Annotated in this window: 17 protein-coding genes; 9 read left to right on the top strand and 8 right to left on the bottom strand. The window is 59.9% G+C overall.

All coding sequences use genetic code 11. From position 1 onward, the window contains the following. Positions 1 to 15 precede the first annotated feature (15 nt). The 4 genes from OOT55_RS09660 to OOT55_RS09645 all read right to left on the bottom strand — a co-directional run bounded on the left by OOT55_RS09660 (position 16) and on the right by OOT55_RS09645 (position 6,162). Positions 16 to 1,077 carry a dsDNA nuclease domain-containing protein gene (locus OOT55_RS09660; RefSeq protein WP_265365671.1) on the bottom strand — a complete coding sequence of 354 codons (1,062 nt, stop codon included), beginning with the start codon at positions 1,075 to 1,077 and terminating at the stop codon, positions 16 to 18. Between the two features lie 314 nt (positions 1,078 to 1,391). Beyond that, complete coding sequence (locus tag OOT55_RS09655; RefSeq protein WP_265365670.1) at positions 1,392 to 2,900, bottom strand: SpoVR family protein; 1,509 nt, start codon at positions 2,898 to 2,900, stop codon at positions 1,392 to 1,394. Positions 2,901 to 2,903: 3 nt separating this feature from the next. Further along, entirely contained in the window at positions 2,904 to 4,190 is a 1,287-nt protein-coding gene (locus OOT55_RS09650) for a YeaH/YhbH family protein (RefSeq protein WP_265365669.1), read from the bottom strand. Between the two features lie 49 nt (positions 4,191 to 4,239). Further along, entirely contained in the window at positions 4,240 to 6,162 is a 1,923-nt protein-coding gene (locus OOT55_RS09645) for a PrkA family serine protein kinase (protein ID WP_265365668.1), read from the bottom strand. A 95-nt stretch (positions 6,163 to 6,257) separates the two neighbouring features. Between OOT55_RS09645 and OOT55_RS09640 the strand changes: the two genes are divergently transcribed. The 3 genes from OOT55_RS09640 to OOT55_RS09630 all read left to right on the top strand — a co-directional run bounded on the left by OOT55_RS09640 (position 6,258) and on the right by OOT55_RS09630 (position 8,538). Then, complete coding sequence (locus OOT55_RS09640; protein ID WP_265365667.1) at positions 6,258 to 6,383, top strand: hypothetical protein; 126 nt, start codon at positions 6,258 to 6,260, stop codon at positions 6,381 to 6,383. A 146-nt stretch (positions 6,384 to 6,529) separates the two neighbouring features. Beyond that, a complete protein-coding gene (galE, locus tag OOT55_RS09635; RefSeq protein WP_265365666.1) occupies positions 6,530 to 7,588 on the top strand; it encodes a UDP-glucose 4-epimerase GalE in 1,059 nt (352 codons plus the stop codon). After that, entirely contained in the window at positions 7,588 to 8,538 is a 951-nt protein-coding gene (locus OOT55_RS09630; protein ID WP_265365665.1) for a calcium/sodium antiporter, read from the top strand. Before galE ends, OOT55_RS09630 begins: the two co-directional genes overlap by 1 nt. 90 nt (positions 8,539 to 8,628) lie before the next feature. Here the strand turns inward: OOT55_RS09630 and OOT55_RS09625 are convergent, their stop codons facing one another. The 4 genes from OOT55_RS09625 to OOT55_RS09610 all read right to left on the bottom strand — a co-directional run bounded on the left by OOT55_RS09625 (position 8,629) and on the right by OOT55_RS09610 (position 12,217). Further along, positions 8,629 to 9,573: a DegV family protein gene (locus OOT55_RS09625; protein WP_265365664.1), complete on the bottom strand. Its 945-nt coding sequence runs from the start codon at positions 9,571 to 9,573 to the stop codon at positions 8,629 to 8,631. Between the two features lie 246 nt (positions 9,574 to 9,819). After that, positions 9,820 to 11,190 carry an ATP-binding protein gene (locus tag OOT55_RS09620; RefSeq protein ID WP_265365663.1) on the bottom strand — a complete coding sequence of 457 codons (1,371 nt, stop codon included), beginning with the start codon at positions 11,188 to 11,190 and terminating at the stop codon, positions 9,820 to 9,822. Beyond that, entirely contained in the window at positions 11,187 to 11,876 is a 690-nt protein-coding gene (locus OOT55_RS09615; RefSeq protein WP_265365662.1) for a response regulator transcription factor, read from the bottom strand. Before OOT55_RS09615 ends, OOT55_RS09620 begins: the two co-directional genes overlap by 4 nt. A gap of 23 nt (positions 11,877 to 11,899) precedes the next feature. Then, a complete protein-coding gene (locus OOT55_RS09610) occupies positions 11,900 to 12,217 on the bottom strand; it encodes a PepSY domain-containing protein (protein ID WP_265365661.1) in 318 nt (105 codons plus the stop codon). Between the two features lie 178 nt (positions 12,218 to 12,395). Between OOT55_RS09610 and OOT55_RS09605 the strand changes: the two genes are divergently transcribed. Genes OOT55_RS09605 through rodA form a run of 6 tightly spaced genes read left to right on the top strand, consistent with a single transcriptional unit; the run spans position 12,396 to position 18,216 of the window. Next, the gene (locus OOT55_RS09605; protein WP_265365660.1) at positions 12,396 to 13,661 is read left to right on the top strand and encodes a glutamate-5-semialdehyde dehydrogenase; all 1,266 of its coding nucleotides are present in this window, start codon (positions 12,396 to 12,398) and stop codon (positions 13,659 to 13,661) included. 3 nt (positions 13,662 to 13,664) lie between these two features. After that, on the top strand, positions 13,665 to 14,309 hold the full coding sequence (nadD, locus tag OOT55_RS09600; RefSeq protein ID WP_265365659.1) for a nicotinate-nucleotide adenylyltransferase: 645 nt from the start codon (positions 13,665 to 13,667) through the stop codon (positions 14,307 to 14,309). 42 nt (positions 14,310 to 14,351) lie between these two features. After that, positions 14,352 to 14,693, top strand: coding sequence for a ribosome silencing factor (gene rsfS, locus OOT55_RS09595; RefSeq protein ID WP_265365658.1), 342 nt, complete (start codon positions 14,352 to 14,354; stop codon positions 14,691 to 14,693). Between the two features lie 3 nt (positions 14,694 to 14,696). After that, positions 14,697 to 15,164: a 23S rRNA (pseudouridine(1915)-N(3))-methyltransferase RlmH gene (gene rlmH / locus OOT55_RS09590; RefSeq protein ID WP_265365657.1), complete on the top strand. Its 468-nt coding sequence runs from the start codon at positions 14,697 to 14,699 to the stop codon at positions 15,162 to 15,164. Positions 15,165 to 15,190: 26 nt separating this feature from the next. Next, complete coding sequence (mrdA, locus tag OOT55_RS09585) at positions 15,191 to 17,068, top strand: penicillin-binding protein 2 (protein WP_265365656.1); 1,878 nt, start codon at positions 15,191 to 15,193, stop codon at positions 17,066 to 17,068. Then, a complete protein-coding gene (gene rodA, locus OOT55_RS09580) occupies positions 17,065 to 18,216 on the top strand; it encodes a rod shape-determining protein RodA (RefSeq protein ID WP_265365655.1) in 1,152 nt (383 codons plus the stop codon). The genes mrdA and rodA overlap by 4 nt, the downstream gene beginning before the upstream one ends. Positions 18,217 to 18,225: the final 9 nt, after the last annotated feature.

Below are 18,225 nucleotides of genomic sequence, written 5' to 3'. Positions count from 1 at the left end.
TGTAGTTTTCTTTATTCATATTTCACTCAGGACAATTTCACATATGATTGCAGCTCTTAAGCTAATTTCATCTTTGAGGTGTTTTTTTAGGTTTTCCGTTAATGCCTGTTCTATTTCTCTAATAGTATCTTCTGTATCAAAATGTTGGTATTGATAGTAAATCTTATTAACTTCTTCTCTGAATCTAATGTATAAGTTGCTGCTTCTTGAAATTGATCGGGTGTAGTAGGATTTCACAGATCGCAACAGACTTTGTCTTTGGCTGAATTTTATTTTCAAATCTGATATCAGATCAGAGGCCATTTTTTCTACTTCATCAAGACCTTTAATGCTACTATGTGCATCAATAGTATTCTGTACCGTTATTGACGTTAGCGCTTTTTCCTTTAACAAGGAGTCCCACTTACTATAGTCATATTTAACTTGCCCTTTTCTATGCAATTCATCAATTAGTACACGATAGATATTAACTGCATCACATTGGCTATTAGGATAAGCTGACGAAATTAGATCGACAATAGAAGCAATAACGCTTTCCCGCTGAGAATTAGGTAAAAGCTTGGGAACGATAAAACGGATATTTACAGGGCATTCATCTAATTTAAGCTCTTCAAGAACCTTTTTCTTGAACGTAGCTAGGGTTTTTAGCTTCAGATCAGTTGTAGTAATTTCCTCCAACGCAAGACCATTTTTCACCATTGCGCTACTAAACCCACTAGTTGCTACTAAATTTGCCGAAGAAATAACACCCTTAAATGTCTTTCCATGATATGATTCTATGAGCTTTCCTAATACCGAATTATTGCTACCAGAATGAACCTTTGTCAGACTTGCTACTGTGTGTTTTGAGCTCCCGCTGTTTTCTTTGACCTGATAAAACTCAAATTCCGCAGTTTCTTTTTCCAGAGAGTTAGCAAAAACTACATCTTCGTGCAGCTCTACAAATATTGCGTATTCCTTCTTCTTATCATGTGCGTCTAAGAGTTTTTTGAATGCCCAGTGGTACTGATACTCATACTTGCTGAAGGTTTCTGCGCCTTTTTTCTCTCTTTGCTGATCTGCTAGAGGGCTATCCATAAATACTCACTTTTCTATTCAGTTCAACGTCTGCTTTGGGTCGAAAGCGGATGTCGGCTAGCATGGCGTCGTGTTGCGCTAGCACCTTGTGCGATGAAAGATAGTTTCCCCGGCTCTAACGATAACTGCTTGTTTTAAGGGGGAATTCTGGGGAAGGGGGCGCACTACAAACTCCCTCTCATCAGACCGTGCATTTTGGCAGGCAGCCACCATGGCTACTTCCGTACATCAATAGTTCAAACCTGCCACATTACGCGCCAATGCGCAATAGTTTTTGGGCAAAAAAATGGGCCGCTCTGGGCGGCCCATTCTGGCTACTCGCTGGCAACCGGCGGACAATGAAAACTCTGCGCAATCTTATCCCCCTCCATAGAATGCAAATGCACATCAAACCCCCACAGCCGGTGCACATGTCGCAGCACCTCCTCGGCCGAGTTATCCAGCGGCTTGCGGGAGTGCCGTGTGTGGTGCAGGGTCAGTGAGCGGTCACCCCGGATATCGACGCTGTGTACCTGGATGTTGGGCTCGCGGTTGCCCAGGTTGTACAGGCCTGCGAGGGACTGGCGTACGGTGCGGTAGCCTTCTTCGTCGTGGATGGCGTTGACTTCGATATGGGGTTCCCGGTCGTCGTCCACGACGGTGAACAGCTTCAGGTCGCGGATGATTTTGGGCGAGAGGAACTGCAGGATGAAGCTTTCGTCCTTGAAGTTGCGCATGGCGAAATGCAGAGTTTCATTCCAGTCACTGCCGGCGATGTCCGGGAACCAGTAGCGGTCTTCCTCGGTGGGGCGCTCGCAGATGCGGCGGATGTCCATCATCATGTTGAACCCCAGGGTATAGGGGTTGATGCCGCTGTAGTGGGGGCTGTCGTAGGGCGGCTGATAGATCACGCTGGAGTGGGACTGCAGGAATTCCATCATGAAGGCGTCGGTGACCAGGCCCCGGTCATACATTTCGTTGAGCAGGGTGTAGTGCCAGAAGCAGGCCCAGCCTTCGTTCATCACCTGGGTCTGCCGCTGGGGATAAAAGTACTGGGCGATTTTGCGCACGATGCGCACCACTTCGCGCTGCCAGGGTTCCAGCAGGGGGGCGTTTTTCTCGATGAAGTACAGCAGGTTTTCCTGGGGTTCGCTGGGGTAGCGCTGTTTCGGGGCGGGGTCTTCGGTCTCCGGGGTCATCCGGGGGATGGTCCGCCACAGGTCGTTCACCTGCCGCTGCAGGTACTCTTCGCGCTCCTTCTGCCGCTCCCGTTCGTCCCAGGCGGAGATGGGGGAGGGGCGTTTGTAGCGGTCCACGCCGTAGTTCATCAGGGCGTGGCAGGAGTCCAGGGTTTCTTCCACGGCGCTGATGCCGTAGCGCTCTTCGCACTGGGCGATGTAGTTCTTGGCAAACACCAGGTAGTCGATGATGGAGCCGGCATCGGTCCAGGTGCGGAACAGGTAGTTGCCTTTGAAGAAGGAGTTGTGTCCGTAGCAGGCGTGGGCGATCACCAGCGCCTGCATGGTGATGGTGTTCTCCTCCATCAGGTAGGCGATGCAGGGGTTGGAGTTGATTACGATTTCGTAGGCCAGCCCCATCTGTCCCCGGGTGTAGGCGTTTTCCACGGACAGGAACTGTTTGCCATAGGACCAGTGGTGGTAGCCCAGGGGCATGCCCGCCGCGGAGTAGGCGTCCATCATCTGTTCGGAGCTGATGATCTCGATCTGGTTGGGGTAGGTGTCCAGCCCGAACTCTTTGGCAATCCCGGCGATGGCCCGGTCGTAGTCCTCGATCAGCTCGAAGGTCCAGTCGGCGCCGGTGGATATGGGTTTGCGCTCACTCATGACTTAACCTGCCTGCCGGTGAGTGTCTTTGTGGAACAGCTCGCGAAACACCGGGTAGATGTCGCGCACATCGGTGATCTGTTCCATGGCGAAGATGTGCGGGAAGCGCTCCTGCACTTCCTCGTACTCGTGCCAGAGGGCCTGGTGTTCCCGCTGGGTGATTTCGATGTAGGAGAAGTACTGCACGTGGGGCAGTATGTCCTCACACAGTACTTTCTGGCACACGCTGGAGTCTTCGTTCCAGTTGTCACCGTCCGAGGCCTGGGCGCCGTAGATGTTCCACTCGCTGGTGGGGTAGCGTGCTTCCATGATGCTGTGCATCAGTTTCAGGGCGCTGGAGACGATGGTGCCGCCGGTTTCCCGGGAGTAGAAAAACTCCTCCTCGTCCACTTCCTTGGCGCTGGTGTGGTGGCGGATGAACACCACTTCGGTGCGCTCGTAGTTGCGCTGCAGAAACAGGTACAGAAGGATGAAGAACCGCTTGGCCATGTCCTTGGTGGCCTGGGTCATGGAGCCGGACACGTCCATCAGGCAGAACATGACCGCCTTGCTGCGCGGCACCGGGTGTTTGACGTGCAGGTTGTATTTCAGGTCGAAGGTGTCCAGCCAGGGGATGCGCTTGATTTTCGCCTCCAACTCGACGATTTCCTCTTCCAGGGCTTTGACCTTGCGCGCGTCGTACAGGATGTCCTGCTTGGCCTGCTCCTCTTCGAGCTGGGCTTTCAGCTCCTTGAGGCGGCGGCGCTTTTTGGCGGTCAGGGCAATACGCCGGGCGTGGGCGGAGCGCATGGAGCGCACCACGTTCAGTTGCCCGGGGTTGCCTTCGTTGCTGATACCGGCCCGGTGGCGCTGAAAGTCGGTGTCGCCGATCAACTGGCGTTTGACCAGGTTGGGCAGCGCCAGGTCGTCGAACATGAAATCCAGAAATTCGCTCTGGGATATCTGAAAAACAAATTCGTCTTCGCCCTCGCCGGAGTCGCTGGCACCGGAGCCGCTGCCGCCACTCCCGCCGCTGGGCGGGCGGGCAATGCGGTCGCCCCGGGTGAATTCCCGGTTCCCCGGCAGCACGTTTTCCCGGTGGCCGCCCTTGCCGTGATGAAACGCCGGTTCGTTGATGTCCCGGGTGGGGATGCTGATTTTCTCGCCCTGCTCGATGTCGGTAATGGAGCGACGGCTGACCGCACCGGACACGGCTTTTTTGATGTGCTCCTTATAGCGACGCAGAAAGCGCTGCCGGTTGACGGCACTTTTGTTTTTGGCGTTCAGGCGACGGTCGACAATATGACTCATACGCTAACCTCGAAAAACCACCCTCGGCACCCCGGGTGGGGCGCCGGCTTTACTGGGACTTGCGGACCCGCAGATACCACTCCGACAGCAGCCGGACCTGCTTCTCCGTATAGCCGCGCTCGATCATGCGCGCCACAAAGTCCTGGTGTTTTTTCTGGTCCGCGGCGGAAGCCTTGGCATTGAAGGAAATGACGGGCAACAGGTCCTCGGTGTTGGAGAACATTTTCTGCTCGATCACCGAGCGCAATTTCTCGTAGCTGTTCCAGGCCGGGTTGCGGCCGTTGTTGTTGGCCCGGGCACGCAGCACGAAGTTGACGATCTCGTTGCGGAAGTCCTTCGGGTTGCTGATGCCCGCCGGCTTCTCGATTTTTTCCAGTTCCTGGTTGAGGGCGCCCCGGTCGAGGATTTCCCCGGTGTCCGGGTCCCGGTATTCCTGGTCCTGAATCCAGAAGTCGGCAAAGGTGACGTAGCGGTCGAAAATGTTCTGCCCGTACTCGGTGTAGGACTCCAGGTAGGCGGTCTGGATTTCCTTGCCGATAAAGTCCACGTAGCGCGGCGCCAGGTATTCCTTGATAAAGCCCAGGTAGCGCTCGCGGGTTTCCGCGGGGAACTGCTCGCGCTCGATCTGCTGCTCCAGCACATAGAGCAGGTGCACCGGGTTGGCGGCCACTTCGGTGGGGTCGAAGTTGAACACCTTGGACAGAATCTTGAACGCGAACCGGGTGGACAGCCCGGTCATGCCTTCGTCCACGCCGGCGGCGTCCCGGTATTCCTGGATGGACTTGGCTTTCGGGTCGGTGTCTTTCAGGCTCTCGCCGTCGTAGATGCGCATCTTGGAGTAGATATTGGAGTTTTCCGGCTCCTTCAGGCGCGAGAGCACCACAAACTTGGCCAGCATGCGCAGGGTGTCCGGGGCGCAGTGGGAGTGGTACAGGGAGCTGTTCTCCAGCAGCTTCTCGTAGATTTTCACTTCCTCGGACACGCGCAGGCAGTAGGGCACCTTGACGATGTACACCCGGTCCAGAAAGGCCTCGTTGTTCTTGTTGTTTTTGAACGCCTGCCACTCGGATTCGTTGGAGTGGGCGAGAATGATGCCCTCGAAGGGAATGGCGCTCAAACCCTCGGTGCTGTTGTAGTTGCCCTCCTGGGTGGCGGTCAGCAGCGGGTGCAGCACCTTGATCGGTGCCTTGAACATTTCCACAAATTCCATCAGCCCCTGGTTGGCCCGGCACAGGCCGCCGGAGAAGCTGTAGGCGTCCGGGTCGTTCTGGGGGTAGTCCTCCAGTTTGCGGATATCCACCTTGCCCACCAGGGAGGAAATGTCCTGGTTGTTCTCATCGCCGGGCTCGGTTTTGGAGATGGCAATCTGGTCCAGAATGGAGGGGAATACCTTCACGACCTTGAACTGGCTGATGTCGCCCTCGTACTCGTGCAGGCGCTTCACCGCCCAGGGCGACATGATGGTTTTCAGGTAGCGCCGGGGAATGCCGTAGTCCTCTTCCAGAATCTGGCCGTCCTCGTCGGGGTTGAACAGCCCGAGGGGCGATTCAAACACCGGAGAGCCTTTCAGGCAGTAGATGGGCATCTGTTCCATCAGGGCTTTGAGCTTCTCGGCGAGGGAGGATTTGCCGCCCCCGACCGGGCCGAGCAGGTACAGAATCTGTTTCTTTTCCTCCAGCCCCTGGGCGGCGTGTTTGAAGAATGAGACGATCTGCTCGATGCACTCCTCCATGCCGTAAAAGTCGCTGAAGGCCTTGTAGCGCTTGATGACTTTATTGGAAAAAATGCGGCTCAGCCGGGGGTCCAGAGAGGTGTCCACCAGTTCGGGTTCGCCAATGGCCATCAGCATCCGTTCGGCGGCGGTGGCGTAAACGCCGCGGTCCTGTTTGCACAGGTCCAGGTACTCCTGAATGCTCAACTCTTCCTGTTGGGTTGAAATGTAACGTTCGCGGTAATGGTTGAAAATCGTCATCGATCCACCCCTGCGTTAAATGCTTTGCAGTCAGTCGCTAACCACTGTCACTGATAAGCATAGTCCGAAAACCGTCATCCGGGCAGCGTCTTTACATGGAAATTTTTGACGCATTCGGCCTTTTCCATGAAAAGCCATGGAAAAACAGTGCCAAGCCTGCCGGTATGAACCTGTTGCATGTTGTTGTCAGGAAAAAGGTTGTTCTTCTGGCTCTGCTTTGACTCGGATTGGCGGCGCCAGGTTCCGATATATATACGTGTTGCAAACGCCTTTGGAACACCGGAATGTGCCATAATGCAGCCAGTTTTCCGGGGTGTGACGCCGCGCCCCCGGCCTTTGAAAATGACCGGACAAGAAGGACTTAAGTATGCACTCACCCTCAACAGACCGCAGCGCCCGCCCGGACATTCTGGTGACCGGCGGAGCGGGGTACATCGGCAGCCACGTGTGTGTGGAACTGGTGAATGCCGGTTACCGGCCGGTGGTGGTGGACAACCTGAGCAACAGCAAGCGCGAAGTCATCAATCGGGTGGCCGGCATCTGCGGCGAGGCGCCGGTGTTTTACGAGCTGGACCTGAACGACCGGCCCGCGCTGGAGGCGGTATTCGAAAAGCACGCCTTTGGTGCGGTGATGCACTTTGCCGGGCTCAAGGCGGTGGGCGAGTCCAGCCAGATCCCGCTGACCTATTACCGCGAAAACGTCGGCGGCACCCTGACCCTGTGTGAGGTGATGGAAGCCCGGGGGCTGGGCAAGCTGATTTTCAGCTCCTCGGCCACGGTGTACGGCGACCCGGTGTCGGTGCCTATTGATGAGACGTTCGCCACCAGTGCGACCAATCCCTACGGGCGCAGCAAACTCATCATCGAGGAGATTCTGCGGGACGTGGCGGCGGCACCGGAGGCGCACCGCAAGGCGCCCTGGAATATCACCCTGTTGCGTTATTTCAACCCGGTAGGTGCCCACGAAAGCGGCCAGATCGGCGAAGATCCCGCCGGAATCCCTAATAACCTGCTACCTTATGTGGCCCAGGTGGCCATCGGCAAGCTCAAGGAACTGAGTGTGTTTGGTGACGATTACGACACCGTGGATGGCACCGGGGTGCGCGACTACATTCATGTGGTGGACCTGGCCAAGGGCCATGTGGCGGCACTGGAAGCGCTGGAGAAAACCGGCCCCGGCTGCCGGGCTTATAACCTGGGGACCGGGGTGGGCTATTCGGTATTGCAGATGGTGGCGGCCTTTGAAAAGGCCAGTGGCCGGAAGGTCCCGTACCGCATCGCACCGCGTCGGCCCGGCGATATCGCCAGTTGTTACGCCAATGCGGATCTGGCCAAGCGGGAGTTGGGCTGGGAAGCGGAGTTTGGCTTGGAGCGGATGATGGTGGATACCTGGCGGTGGCAGTCGCAGAATCCGGAGGGGTATTAATGGATTTTGTCTGGTTATTGTTGGGCTTGGCCTTATTGACCGGCGGTGGCGACACCCTGGTGCGTGGGGCGGTGGCGCTGGCGACCCGCTGGGGTGTGTCGCCGCTGTTGGCGGGGTTGGTGATCGTCGGCTTTGGTACCTCCTCCCCGGAGTTGGTGGTGTCTCTGCAGGCGGCGCTGGCCAAGAGTCCGGACATTGCCCTGGGTAATGTGATCGGCAGTAACATCGCCAATGTCCTGCTGATTCTGGGCCTGTGCGGGCTGGTGCTGCCGCTGACCGTGCACACCAATGCCCTCAAGCGGGACGGCCTGGCCATGGTGGTCGCCACGGTGCTGGCGCTGCTGATCATGCGCGACGGTACCCTCGGGCGCGTGGATGGGGTGATGTTCCTGGTGGCGTTGGCGGGGTATCTGATCTGGTCCTACCGCACCGAGCGTTTGCATCCCGAGGGGCCGGAGGTGGAGCTCCATAAGGCGGAGGCCGCCTCGGTCACCCCGCGTCCCCAGGCGCTCTGGCTGTCGGTGGTGATGACCCTGGGTGGCCTGGTGCTGCTGATTGTTGGCGCGCGGCTGTTTCTGCACGGGGCCGTGGGTATTGGTGAGTGGCTGGGTATCCCGGAGGCGCTGATCGGCCTGACGCTGGTGGCGGTGGGGACGTCCCTGCCCGAAATGGCGGTGTCCCTGATCGCGGTGTTGCGCCGGCAGGCGGATGTGGCGGTGGGGAATATTCTCGGCAGTAATATCTTCAACCTGCTGGGGATTCTCGGGGTGTCGTCGATCATCCAGCCGTTGCCTCTGGCGGGGCGGTTGTTGGCCATTGACCAGTGGGTGATGTTGGCCGCCGCCCTGGCGTTGGTGGCGTTCCTGTTGACCGGGAAGCGGTTGAATCGCGTCGAGGCCGGGGTGTTGTTGGCCGGTTACGTTGTTTACGTCGGGTTTATGGCCGTTTGATTATGGTTGGGAGGTTGATTGGTGGATAAGGGCCCAACGGGCCCGTCATCCACCATTGATCGGTCATCCACCAATAAATACCACCAACTTCTAAACCAACGCCTTATCCGTCGCAAACGCCAACGCAAAGGCCCCGGGGCCGACGTTGACGGTGCCGGTCATGCTCATCATCGAGAGCAGGGTTTTCACCCCCGCTTTCTGACAATCCTCCCGAAACCTGATCATTGCGGGATGGTTTTTGATCTCATCCAGGCAGCCACCGTAACTCATGGTAATGGCATCACAGGTCAACCCCTGCTCCATCTGCTTGCGCACATGGTCGAACAATACCTCCAGGCTGCCCCAGAAGCCCTTGCCGGTGGTCATTTTGGCGGTGTCGCCTTTGTGGATCTGAATGATCGGCCGCCGGTTCAGCATGCTGGCCAATTTGAAGTTCACCCAGGAAATTTTGTGGTCGGACTTGCGCATGTGCCGGCGCTCGCGCATGTAGGCCAGGTCATTGGGAATGATGTAACCGTAGACCTCCTCGCGCATATGGTCGATGGCCCGGATGGAGCGGTTGATCGGGGTTTTCTCCTCCTTCAGACGCTTGACCAGTTCATACACCAACAATCCATGGCCGGTAAACATGGTCATGCTGTCGTACAGGCGGATGCGGAAGGGTGGCCGGTTGGGGCGCTCCATGGCCCGGAACTTGGGCTCGTTGACCATGGCGGCCTCGGACACCCGCTTGAACACCTCGCTCTTCTTGCTGTTGGTGGTGATTACCTGAACCAGGTCGTAGTTGGGCAGCAGTTTGCGTTGCAGGAGCTGGGTCATGTCCTCCACGGAGAGCGGCTCGGACTGGGCCAGGCCGTATTTCTCCCGGGTGTGGGATTGATAGAACCGCAGGGTGTTGGCCGGGTTGCGGTAGTCCAGTTGCCGACCGCCAGCGTGGTGGATATAGATCGGCAGTACTTCAATGTTGTTGTCCCGAATAAATTGGGCGGGCAGGTCGCAGGTGGAGTCCACTGCGATACAGGTACGCGCGTTCATGGTTATCCCTCCGGGTTTGTTTGAACGCGGCCAGTGTGCGCGTTTTCACGTTCCGGGGGGATCGGGGATTACCCATGGAGTTTGTGCGGCGATAGCAGCACGTTTTGTGCGATTTGGCGCACAGGGTTGCGGATTTTGGTGGGGGCGAGCGAAGGGGGTGACGCGAATTGTGGTTACGGCGGAATGCGGCAACGTGGGTTACGGCGGATGCGGCCTCCGGCCTCCGAAGCGTCGGACCGATCCGCCCTACGCGTGGTTTGGAAACTGGATTTTTATTATCGCTCCGCCCATCTCGGACTTACCAATGGTCAACCGCCCCCCATAACTGCCCACAATATCCGCCGCCACCGCCAGGCCAATCCCTTGCCCGGCCTGCAGGGTATCCAACCGCTGCCCGCGCCGGATCACCTGCTCGCGCTGGTCCTCGGGAATACCGGGGCCATTGTCCTCCACGGTCAGATGTAAATGCTCACTATCGCTGTGGGCGCTGACGCGAATGCGCCCCCGCCCATACTTGCAGGCGTTGTCCAGCAGGTTGCCGAGCAGCTCCAGCAGGTCCTGCTCATCGCCGGGGAACGCCAGCCCGTCCGGAATGGCCAGCTCAAACTGCGGTGCCTGCTCCCGGTAGACTTTTTCCAGGGTGTTCACCATGCGCTGGGCGGCGGGTTGAATGGGGGTCTGCCGGTGGCTGCCCTGTTGCTGCTCCGACACCGCCCGGCGCAACTGGTAACTCACCACCTGATCCATACGGGCCACCTGCTCGGCGATCACACTTCGGGCTTCCTTATCCGGTGCGCTATCGCTGGCCTGGTTGCGCAGCACGGTCAGGGGCGTTTTCAGGCTGTGGGCCAGGTTGCTCAGGCTGTCCCGGTAGCGTTTGCGCAGAGACTGCTCCCGGTCCAGCACCTGGTTGAGGTTGTCCACCACCGGTTGCAGCTCCGCCGGGTGGCGGCCTTCCAGGTGCGGGCGGGAGCCCTCGCGCATGGCATCCAGCGCCCGGGCGAGTCGGCCCAGCGGGCGCAGCCCCCAGCGCAGGCTCGCGCTCTGGGCGATCACCAGAAGCAGGGCGGCGGCGCCCAGCCAGCGCCAGAGCTGGCGCCGGAAGCTGGCCAGCTCGGCCCGGTAGGGCGTCTGATCGCGCAACAAGGTCACCAGATAGTCGTGATCCTGCCCGGCGTCATCCTCCCAGATCACCGCGTAACGGGCGCGCCAGTGTGGTTGGCCATCCAGCTCGATCTGGTCGAGCAGCAAGTCGCCCGGCTGTGGAAACTCCCCGGTGGCGGGCAGCTCGGGGCGCAGTTGTGCCGAGTTGGAATGCCAGACGGTGCGTCCTGCCCGAGTTGAAAGGTAGCCATAGAGCCCGGAGTTCAGGCGCTCGAAGTTGGGTTCCAGCAGCGCCGGGGGCATTTCCAGTTGGGCCTGCTCACCGGTGCCCTGCATTTCCGCCACGCTGAACAGCAGGTAGATCTGGCCCTGCAACTGTTCCCGGGCGGCGGTGGTCAGGCTGCGGTCAAAGGCCCGCTCCAGAACCAGCCCGGTCAGCCCCAGAAACAGGGGCAGTACCAGCAGTGAGGCCAGTAATAAGCGCGCATTCAGTGACAGTGGGCGCTGACTCACGAATCGGCCGACCCCTCGGGCAGGTTCAGGCAATAGCCCAGCCCGCGCTGGGTGGTGATCAGCTTGAGCGAGCCGTCCGGGTCCAGTTTGCGGCGCAGGCGACCGATAAACACCTCGATCACGTTGCTGTCCCGGTCGAAGTCCTGATCGTACAGATGCTCGGTCAGCTCGGTTTTGGACACCACCTTGCCGCTGTTCAGCGCCATATAGGCCAACGCCTGGTATTCGTAGCCGGTCAGGGTCACCGGTTCGCCTTTCAGGGTGACCCGGCGGGCGATGGTATCAATGGCAATGGGGCCGCCCTCGATCACGCTGGAGGCCAGGCCGCTGGCCCGGCGCAGCAGGGCATTGAGCCGGGCGCGCAGCTCTTCCGGGTGAAAGGGTTTGGTGAGGTAATCATCGGCGCCGGCTTCCAGACCTTCCACCTTGTCCTGCCAGGCGCTGCGTGCGGTCAGAATCAGGATGGGGTAGCTGTGGCCTTCGGCGCGCAGGGTCCGGATCAGGCTGACGCCGTCCAGGTCCGGCAGGCCCAGGTCGATAATGGCCAGGTCGTAGGGGTGCTCCTGCCCCAGAAACAGGCCTTCGCGGCCGTCCGGGGCCAGGTCGATGGCAAAGCCCTCGGCGTGCAGTTGCTGCTGAATCTGGGTGCGCAGGGCGGGGTCATCTTCTACCACTAACAGACGCATGGCGGGTCTCCTGTCACCTGTTTCTAGCGCTTGAGAATCTGTCCGGACTGGCCGTCGACCATGACGGTGCTGATGCGGCCATTGTCCTGCAGGATTTTGATCCGGTGTACCACGCGGCCGCCGCGATTCTGGGTATCGACTTTCAACACCTTGCCGCCGTAGCGTTTCTGCACGATGGCGGCGGCACGGGAGGCACTGACCCGGCTTTCCGCCTGGGCGACCGGCAGGATCTGGACGGACTGAGGCGCGGCGCTGGCGGTCTGCGACAGCGGTGCGCCAGCGAGCATCAGCAGTGCGATCAGCAGGCCTCGGCCCATCAGTGTTCCCCGGTGTTGTGTCATATTCAGGAGCCCCATACAGTGACCCACGTAGCTTACCTTGTCCCAAGCGTAAGAGAAACTGGCTGAACGGGAGCTGAAAGCCCCAAAAAGCGCCGCCAAACAAGGTATAATCGCGGCCATTGTGTTGAGAAAGTGTTCTGAAACCGCAACTTTGAGGATGTGAGAGCCTCCCGACCCTATGAGTGATTCGAGCAACGTCATCGAGTATATGGCCGATCTGGGCCGCAATGCCCGTCGTGCCGCCCGTGTGGTGGCTGCTGCCAGTGCCGGCACCAAAAACCGGGCCCTGCTGGCCATGGCCGAAGCCCTGGAAGCGGCGCGCCCGACCCTGGCCGAGGAAAACCGCAAGGACCTGGAAGCCGGCGAGGCCAACGGCCTGGACGCGGCCATGCTGGACCGCCTGGCGCTCAAGCCGGCGACCATCGACGGCATGATTGAAGGGCTGCGCCAGGTCGCGGCGCTGCCGGATCCCTGCGGCGCGATCACCGATATGAACTTCCGGCCCAGCGGTATTCAGGTGGGCAAGATGCGTGTGCCTCTGGGCGTGGTGGGGATCATCTATGAATCCCGCCCCAATGTGACCATTGATGCCGCCAGCCTGTGCCTGAAGTCCGGCAATGCCGCGATTCTGCGCGGCGGCAGCGAGGCGATTCATTCCAACCGCGCCATTGCCGCCTGCCTGAAAAAAGGCCTGGCCGAGGCCGGATTGCCGGAAACCGCCGTGCAGGTGGTGGAAACCACCGATCGGGCCGCCGTGGGCGAGCTGATCGCCATGCCCGAGTACGTGGACGTGATCGTGCCCCGGGGTGGTAAAGGCCTGATCGAACGGATCAGCCGCGACGCGCGGGTGCCGGTGATCAAGCACCTGGACGGCATCTGCCATGTGTTCATTGATGCCAAAGCGGATCTGGATAAAGCTTTCAATATTGCCCTGAACGCCAAGACCCACCGCTACGGTGTGTGCAACGCCATGGAGACCCTGCTGGTGGATCGGGCCGTGGCCGCCGAAATTCTGCCCCGCCTGGCGGATGCCTATGCCGAGAAGGGCGTGGAGCTGCGCGGTTGTGAGCGCACTCGGGCGCTGATTGAGGCGCAGGCTGCCACCGAGGAAGATTGGGCCACCGAATACCTGGCCCCGGTGTTGGCGATCCGCGTTGTGGACGGGCTGGATGAGGCCATGGACCACATTGCCCAATACAGCTCCCAACACACCGAAGCGATCGTGACCGAGGATTACACCCGGGCGCGCCGCTTCCTGCACGAAGTGGATTCCAGCTCGGTGATGGTCAATGCCTCCACCCGTTTTGCCGATGGGTTCGAATACGGCCTGGGGGCGGAGATCGGTATTTCCACCGACAAGATCCACGCCCGGGGCCCGGTGGGCCTGGAAGGGCTGACGTCCCAGAAATGGATTGTGCTGGGCGACGGACACATCCGTAACTGATTTATGACTCAGGCGATCGGGCTGCTGGGCGGCACCTTTGACCCCATTCATCTCGGGCACCTGCGCATGGCACTGGAAGCCGGGGAAACCCTGGCGCTGGACGAAGTGCGGCTGCTGCCGTGCCACCAGCCGCCACACCGGGCGACCCCGGATGTGAGCAGCGTCGAGCGCACCGAGATGTTGCGCCTGGCCTTGGCCGATTGTCCGAGCCTGGTTCTGGACGATCGCGAGCTGCACCGCGATGGCCCCTCCTACACCCTGGATACCCTGAAAAGCCTCCGCGCGGAGCTGGGGCCGGCGGTGCCGTTGATCTGGATTCTGGGTTGCGATGCCTTTCTCGGGCTGGAGCAGTGGCACGGCTGGCGGGAGCTGCTCGATTGGGGGCATCTGCTGGTGATCGCCCGACCCGGCTGGGAGCTGCCCTCCCGGGGACCGCTGGCCGAGTGGCTGAGCGAGCATCAGGTGGCCCCCGACGCGCTGACCGCGTCTCCGGCGGGCGCCATTGGCGTGCAGGCCCTGCGTCTGCTGCCGATCTCGGCCACGGAAATCCGGTCCCTGATCCAGGCCGGGCGCTCTCCGCAATTTTTACTGCCCGACACGGTCTGGCAGTATATTCGGGACAACAACCTTTATCGGGCCCGTGCTTGAGCGGGCCTTACTCTTTTTATACATGACTGAAACAGGTGGCGAATGTCCGCAGCGTTAAATGAGCTTATTGTCGAATCCCTGGAAGACCTGAAGGGGAAAAATATCGTGCAACTGGATGTCCGGGAGTTGAGTGATGTGATGGATACCCTGATCATCGCCAGCGGTACCTCCAGCCGCCACGTGAAGTCCCTGGCCAACAACGTGGTAGAGGATGCCAAACACGCCGGCCATCAGCCGCTGGGTGTCGAGGGTGTGGATTCCGGTGATTGGGTCTTGGTGGACTTCGGCGATATCGTGGTGCATGTGATGCAGGAGGAAACCCGGGGCTTCTACGAACTGGAAAAACTCTGGTCCATGGAACCCGGCAACCGTGCCGAACACTAACCCATGCGCATTCGCCTGATTGCGGTGGGCACCAAGATGCCCGACTGGGTTGAGGAAGGCTACGGCGAATACGCCAAACGCCTGCCCCGGGACTGCACCGTGGAACTGGTGGAATTGCCGCTGGGCCCACGGGGCAAAAGCAGCTCCACCGCCGTGGCCATGGAGCGCGAAGGCCAGGCCATGATGGCCGCCATCGGCAAAGGGGACCGGGTCATCGCCCTGGATGTGAAAGGCAAGGCCTGGAGCACCGAGCAACTGGCCCGGAATCTGGATGAGTGGCGCATGAGCGGGGCCAATTACAGTTTATTGATTGGCGGGCCGGACGGATTGGCCCCGGAATGTCTCGCTCTGGCTGAAGCCAAGTGGTCGCTCTCGGCCCTGACCCTGCCGCACCCGCTGGTGCGGATTCTGGTCATTGAACAGCTGTACCGGGCTTACTCGATACTGCACAATCACCCATACCATAAGTAAAGGTCGCGACGGGTTACCGTTCATTCATGTCTGAAGCCCAGCGTTTTAAAGATCACCACCGGGAAGCCCGCGTTTTTCTCAGCCGGGTGATCACCACCTCTGTGATCATGGCCGCTCTGGTTGCCGTGCTGGTGGCGCGGTACTACAGCCTGCAGGTCACCCATCACCAGGACTATGCCACCCGCTCGGACCGCAACCGGGTGCACGTGCAGCCGGTGCCTCCGACCCGTGGGCTGATCTACGACCGCAATGGCGAGCTGCTCGCCGATAACCGACCCAGCTATACCCTGTCGGTCATTCGCGAGCGGGTGAACGACATGACCGCCACGGTCGAGCTGCTGCGGGAACTGGTGGATATTCCCCAGAGCGACCTGGAAAAGTTCTACGACCAACTGCAACAGTGGCGCCGTCCCTTTGAAGCCATTCCCCTGCGCTATCGTCTGACCGAGGAGGAAATCGCCCGCCTGGCGGTCAACGAGTATCGCCTGGAAGGGGTTGAGGTGAACGCCCAGTTGGTGCGCCACTACCCCAAGAGTGACCTGTTTGCCCACGTACTGGGCTACGTGGGCCGGATCAGCCAGGCGGATCTGGCCCGGTTTGATGAGGACCAGTACCAGCGCTACAGCGGCACCCACTCGATTGGTAAGACCGGCCTGGAAAGTGAGTATGAAGCCCAGTTGCTGGGCGAAGTGGGCAGTCAGAACGTGGAAACCAACGCCCGGGGCCGGGTATTGCGCGTGCTGGATCGCACCGACCCCAAACCGGGCGAAGATCTGCAGTTGCACCTCGACTCCCGCCTGCAGGCGACCGCGGTCAGCGCCCTGGATGACTACCGGGGGGCGGTCGTTGCTCTGGATGTCAAAACCGGAGGCGTGCTGGCGGCGGTGTCCATGCCCAGTTTTGACCCCAACCTGTTCGTCACCGGGATCAGTTTCCGCGACTATCGCAGCCTGAACCAATCTCTGGATCTGCCGCTGTTCAACCGGTTTTTGCAGGGGCAGTATCCACCGGGTTCCACCACCAAACCGGTGGTCGGGTTGGCCGGCCTGCACCATGAGGTGGTGGATCGGGAACATACCATTCGCGACCCGGGCTGGTATCGGTTGCCGGGCGATGATCGCCTGTATCGGGACTGGAAACGGACCGGGCACGGCCCGAAGGTCGATCTCGAACAGGCGGTGGTCGAGTCCTGTGATGTTTACTATTACGACCTGGGTCATCGAATGGGGGTCGACTCCATTCATGAATTTGGTGTGCAGTTTGGCTTGGGGTCGCGGACGGAGGTGGATATTCCCTCGGAGCGCAGCGGTATCTGGCCGTCCCGGGAGTGGAAGCGCAATCAACGCGGTCTGCCCTGGTTCCCGGGGGACAACCTTAACCTTGCCATCGGTCAGGGCTATGCCCTGGCCACGCCCATGCAACTGGCCCAGATGACCGCCACCATGGCCAGCCGCGGACGTCGTCTGCGCCCCCAGATGGTGGCTAAAGTGGGGGGGCAGGAGCGACCGGTCATTGAAGAGGCGCAGATGGAGGTGGCCGAGGAGGATTGGGATTACATCATCAATGCGATGGTGGGGGTGATGCACGGCGAGCGCGGAACCGCCCGGCGTTCGGCCTATGGGGCGGACTATAAAATTGCCGGTAAGACCGGTACCGCCCAGGTGGTCGCCATTCCCCAGGGGGAGGAGTACGACTCGGAGGCACTGGAAGAGCGTCAACGTGACCATGCGCTATTTGTTGGTTTTGCCCCGGCGGATGACCCGCAAATTGCCGTGGCGGTGATTGTTGAGAATGGCGAATCGGGTTCCGGGGTGGCCGCGCCGGTGGCGCGTAAAGTGTTTGATGCCTATCTGCGGGGTATTTACCCTCTGGCGGATCCTGTGCTGGGGGCGCGCACACCATGAGTCATCAGGATTTTCTACGCCGCCTGCCCGAGGCGGGCCAGGGGTTGCGCCGCCGGGATCGGCTGCAGCAGCGACTGCACCTGGACTTTACGCTCTTATTGCTGCTGTTGGCCGTAGCGGCCTACGGTCTGGTGGTACTTTACAGCGCCAACGGCCAGTCAATGTCTGGCATTCAGCGCCAGGGTGCCTATTTTCTGGTGGCCCTTGTCGCCATGTTCGTCACCGCTCAGGTGCCCCCCCATCTGTTGCGTCGCCTGGCGCCCTGGATGTACGGCGGCGGTGTCCTGCTGCTGGTACTGGTGTTGGTGCTGGGTATCGGCGCCATGGGGGCGCAGCGCTGGCTCGGCATTGGCGGATTCCGCTTTCAGCCCTCGGAGGTCATGAAACTGGCGACCCCCATCATGGTGTCGGCCTACCTGGGGCAGCGGCTGCTGCCGCCGCGCTTGAAGCATGTTCTGCTGACCCTGATTCTGGTCGCAGTGCCGGCGCTGCTGATTGTCCGCCAGCCGGACCTGGGCACCTCGCTGTTGGTGGCTTCGTCGGGCCTGGTGGTGCTGTTTTTCGCGGGACTGTCCTGGCGCTATATCGTCACCGCCTTTGTCGCGGTGCTCGCAAGTATCTGGCCGCTGTGGAAGTTCGGTATGCACGAGTATCAGCGCCAACGCGTGCTGACGCTGTTCAACCCGGAGCAGGACAGCCTGGGGGCCGGGTGGAACATCATCCAGTCCAAAACCGCCATCGGCTCGGGGGGCTATTCCGGGAAAGGGTGGCTTCAGGGTACCCAGTCCCAGCTCGACTTTCTGCCCGAAGGGCATACCGATTTCATTATCGCCGTGTTGGGTGAAGAGTTCGGGTTGATGGGGGTGCTGTTGCTGCTCGGGCTGTATGTGCTGATTATTGCCCGGGGCCTGCTGATCGCCCTGCGCGCCCAGGACAGCTTCAGCCGGCTGCTGGCGGCGAGTATCACTTTTACCTTTTTTGTGTATATGTTCGTGAACGTGGGCATGGTGTCCGGCCTCTTGCCTGTGGTCGGCGTCCCCTTGCCCCTGGTCAGCCAAGGGGGGACGGCCATTGTCACCCTGATGGCCGGCTTCGGCATTCTCATGTCGATTGCCACCGAGCGTCGACGTGTTACCCGTCAGGAGTAAACAGCAACC

Source organism: Marinimicrobium sp. C6131, from assembly GCF_026153455.1.
GTDB lineage: Bacteria > Pseudomonadota > Gammaproteobacteria > Pseudomonadales > Cellvibrionaceae > Marinimicrobium.
This window is presented reverse-complemented; position numbering and strand designations above follow the sequence as displayed.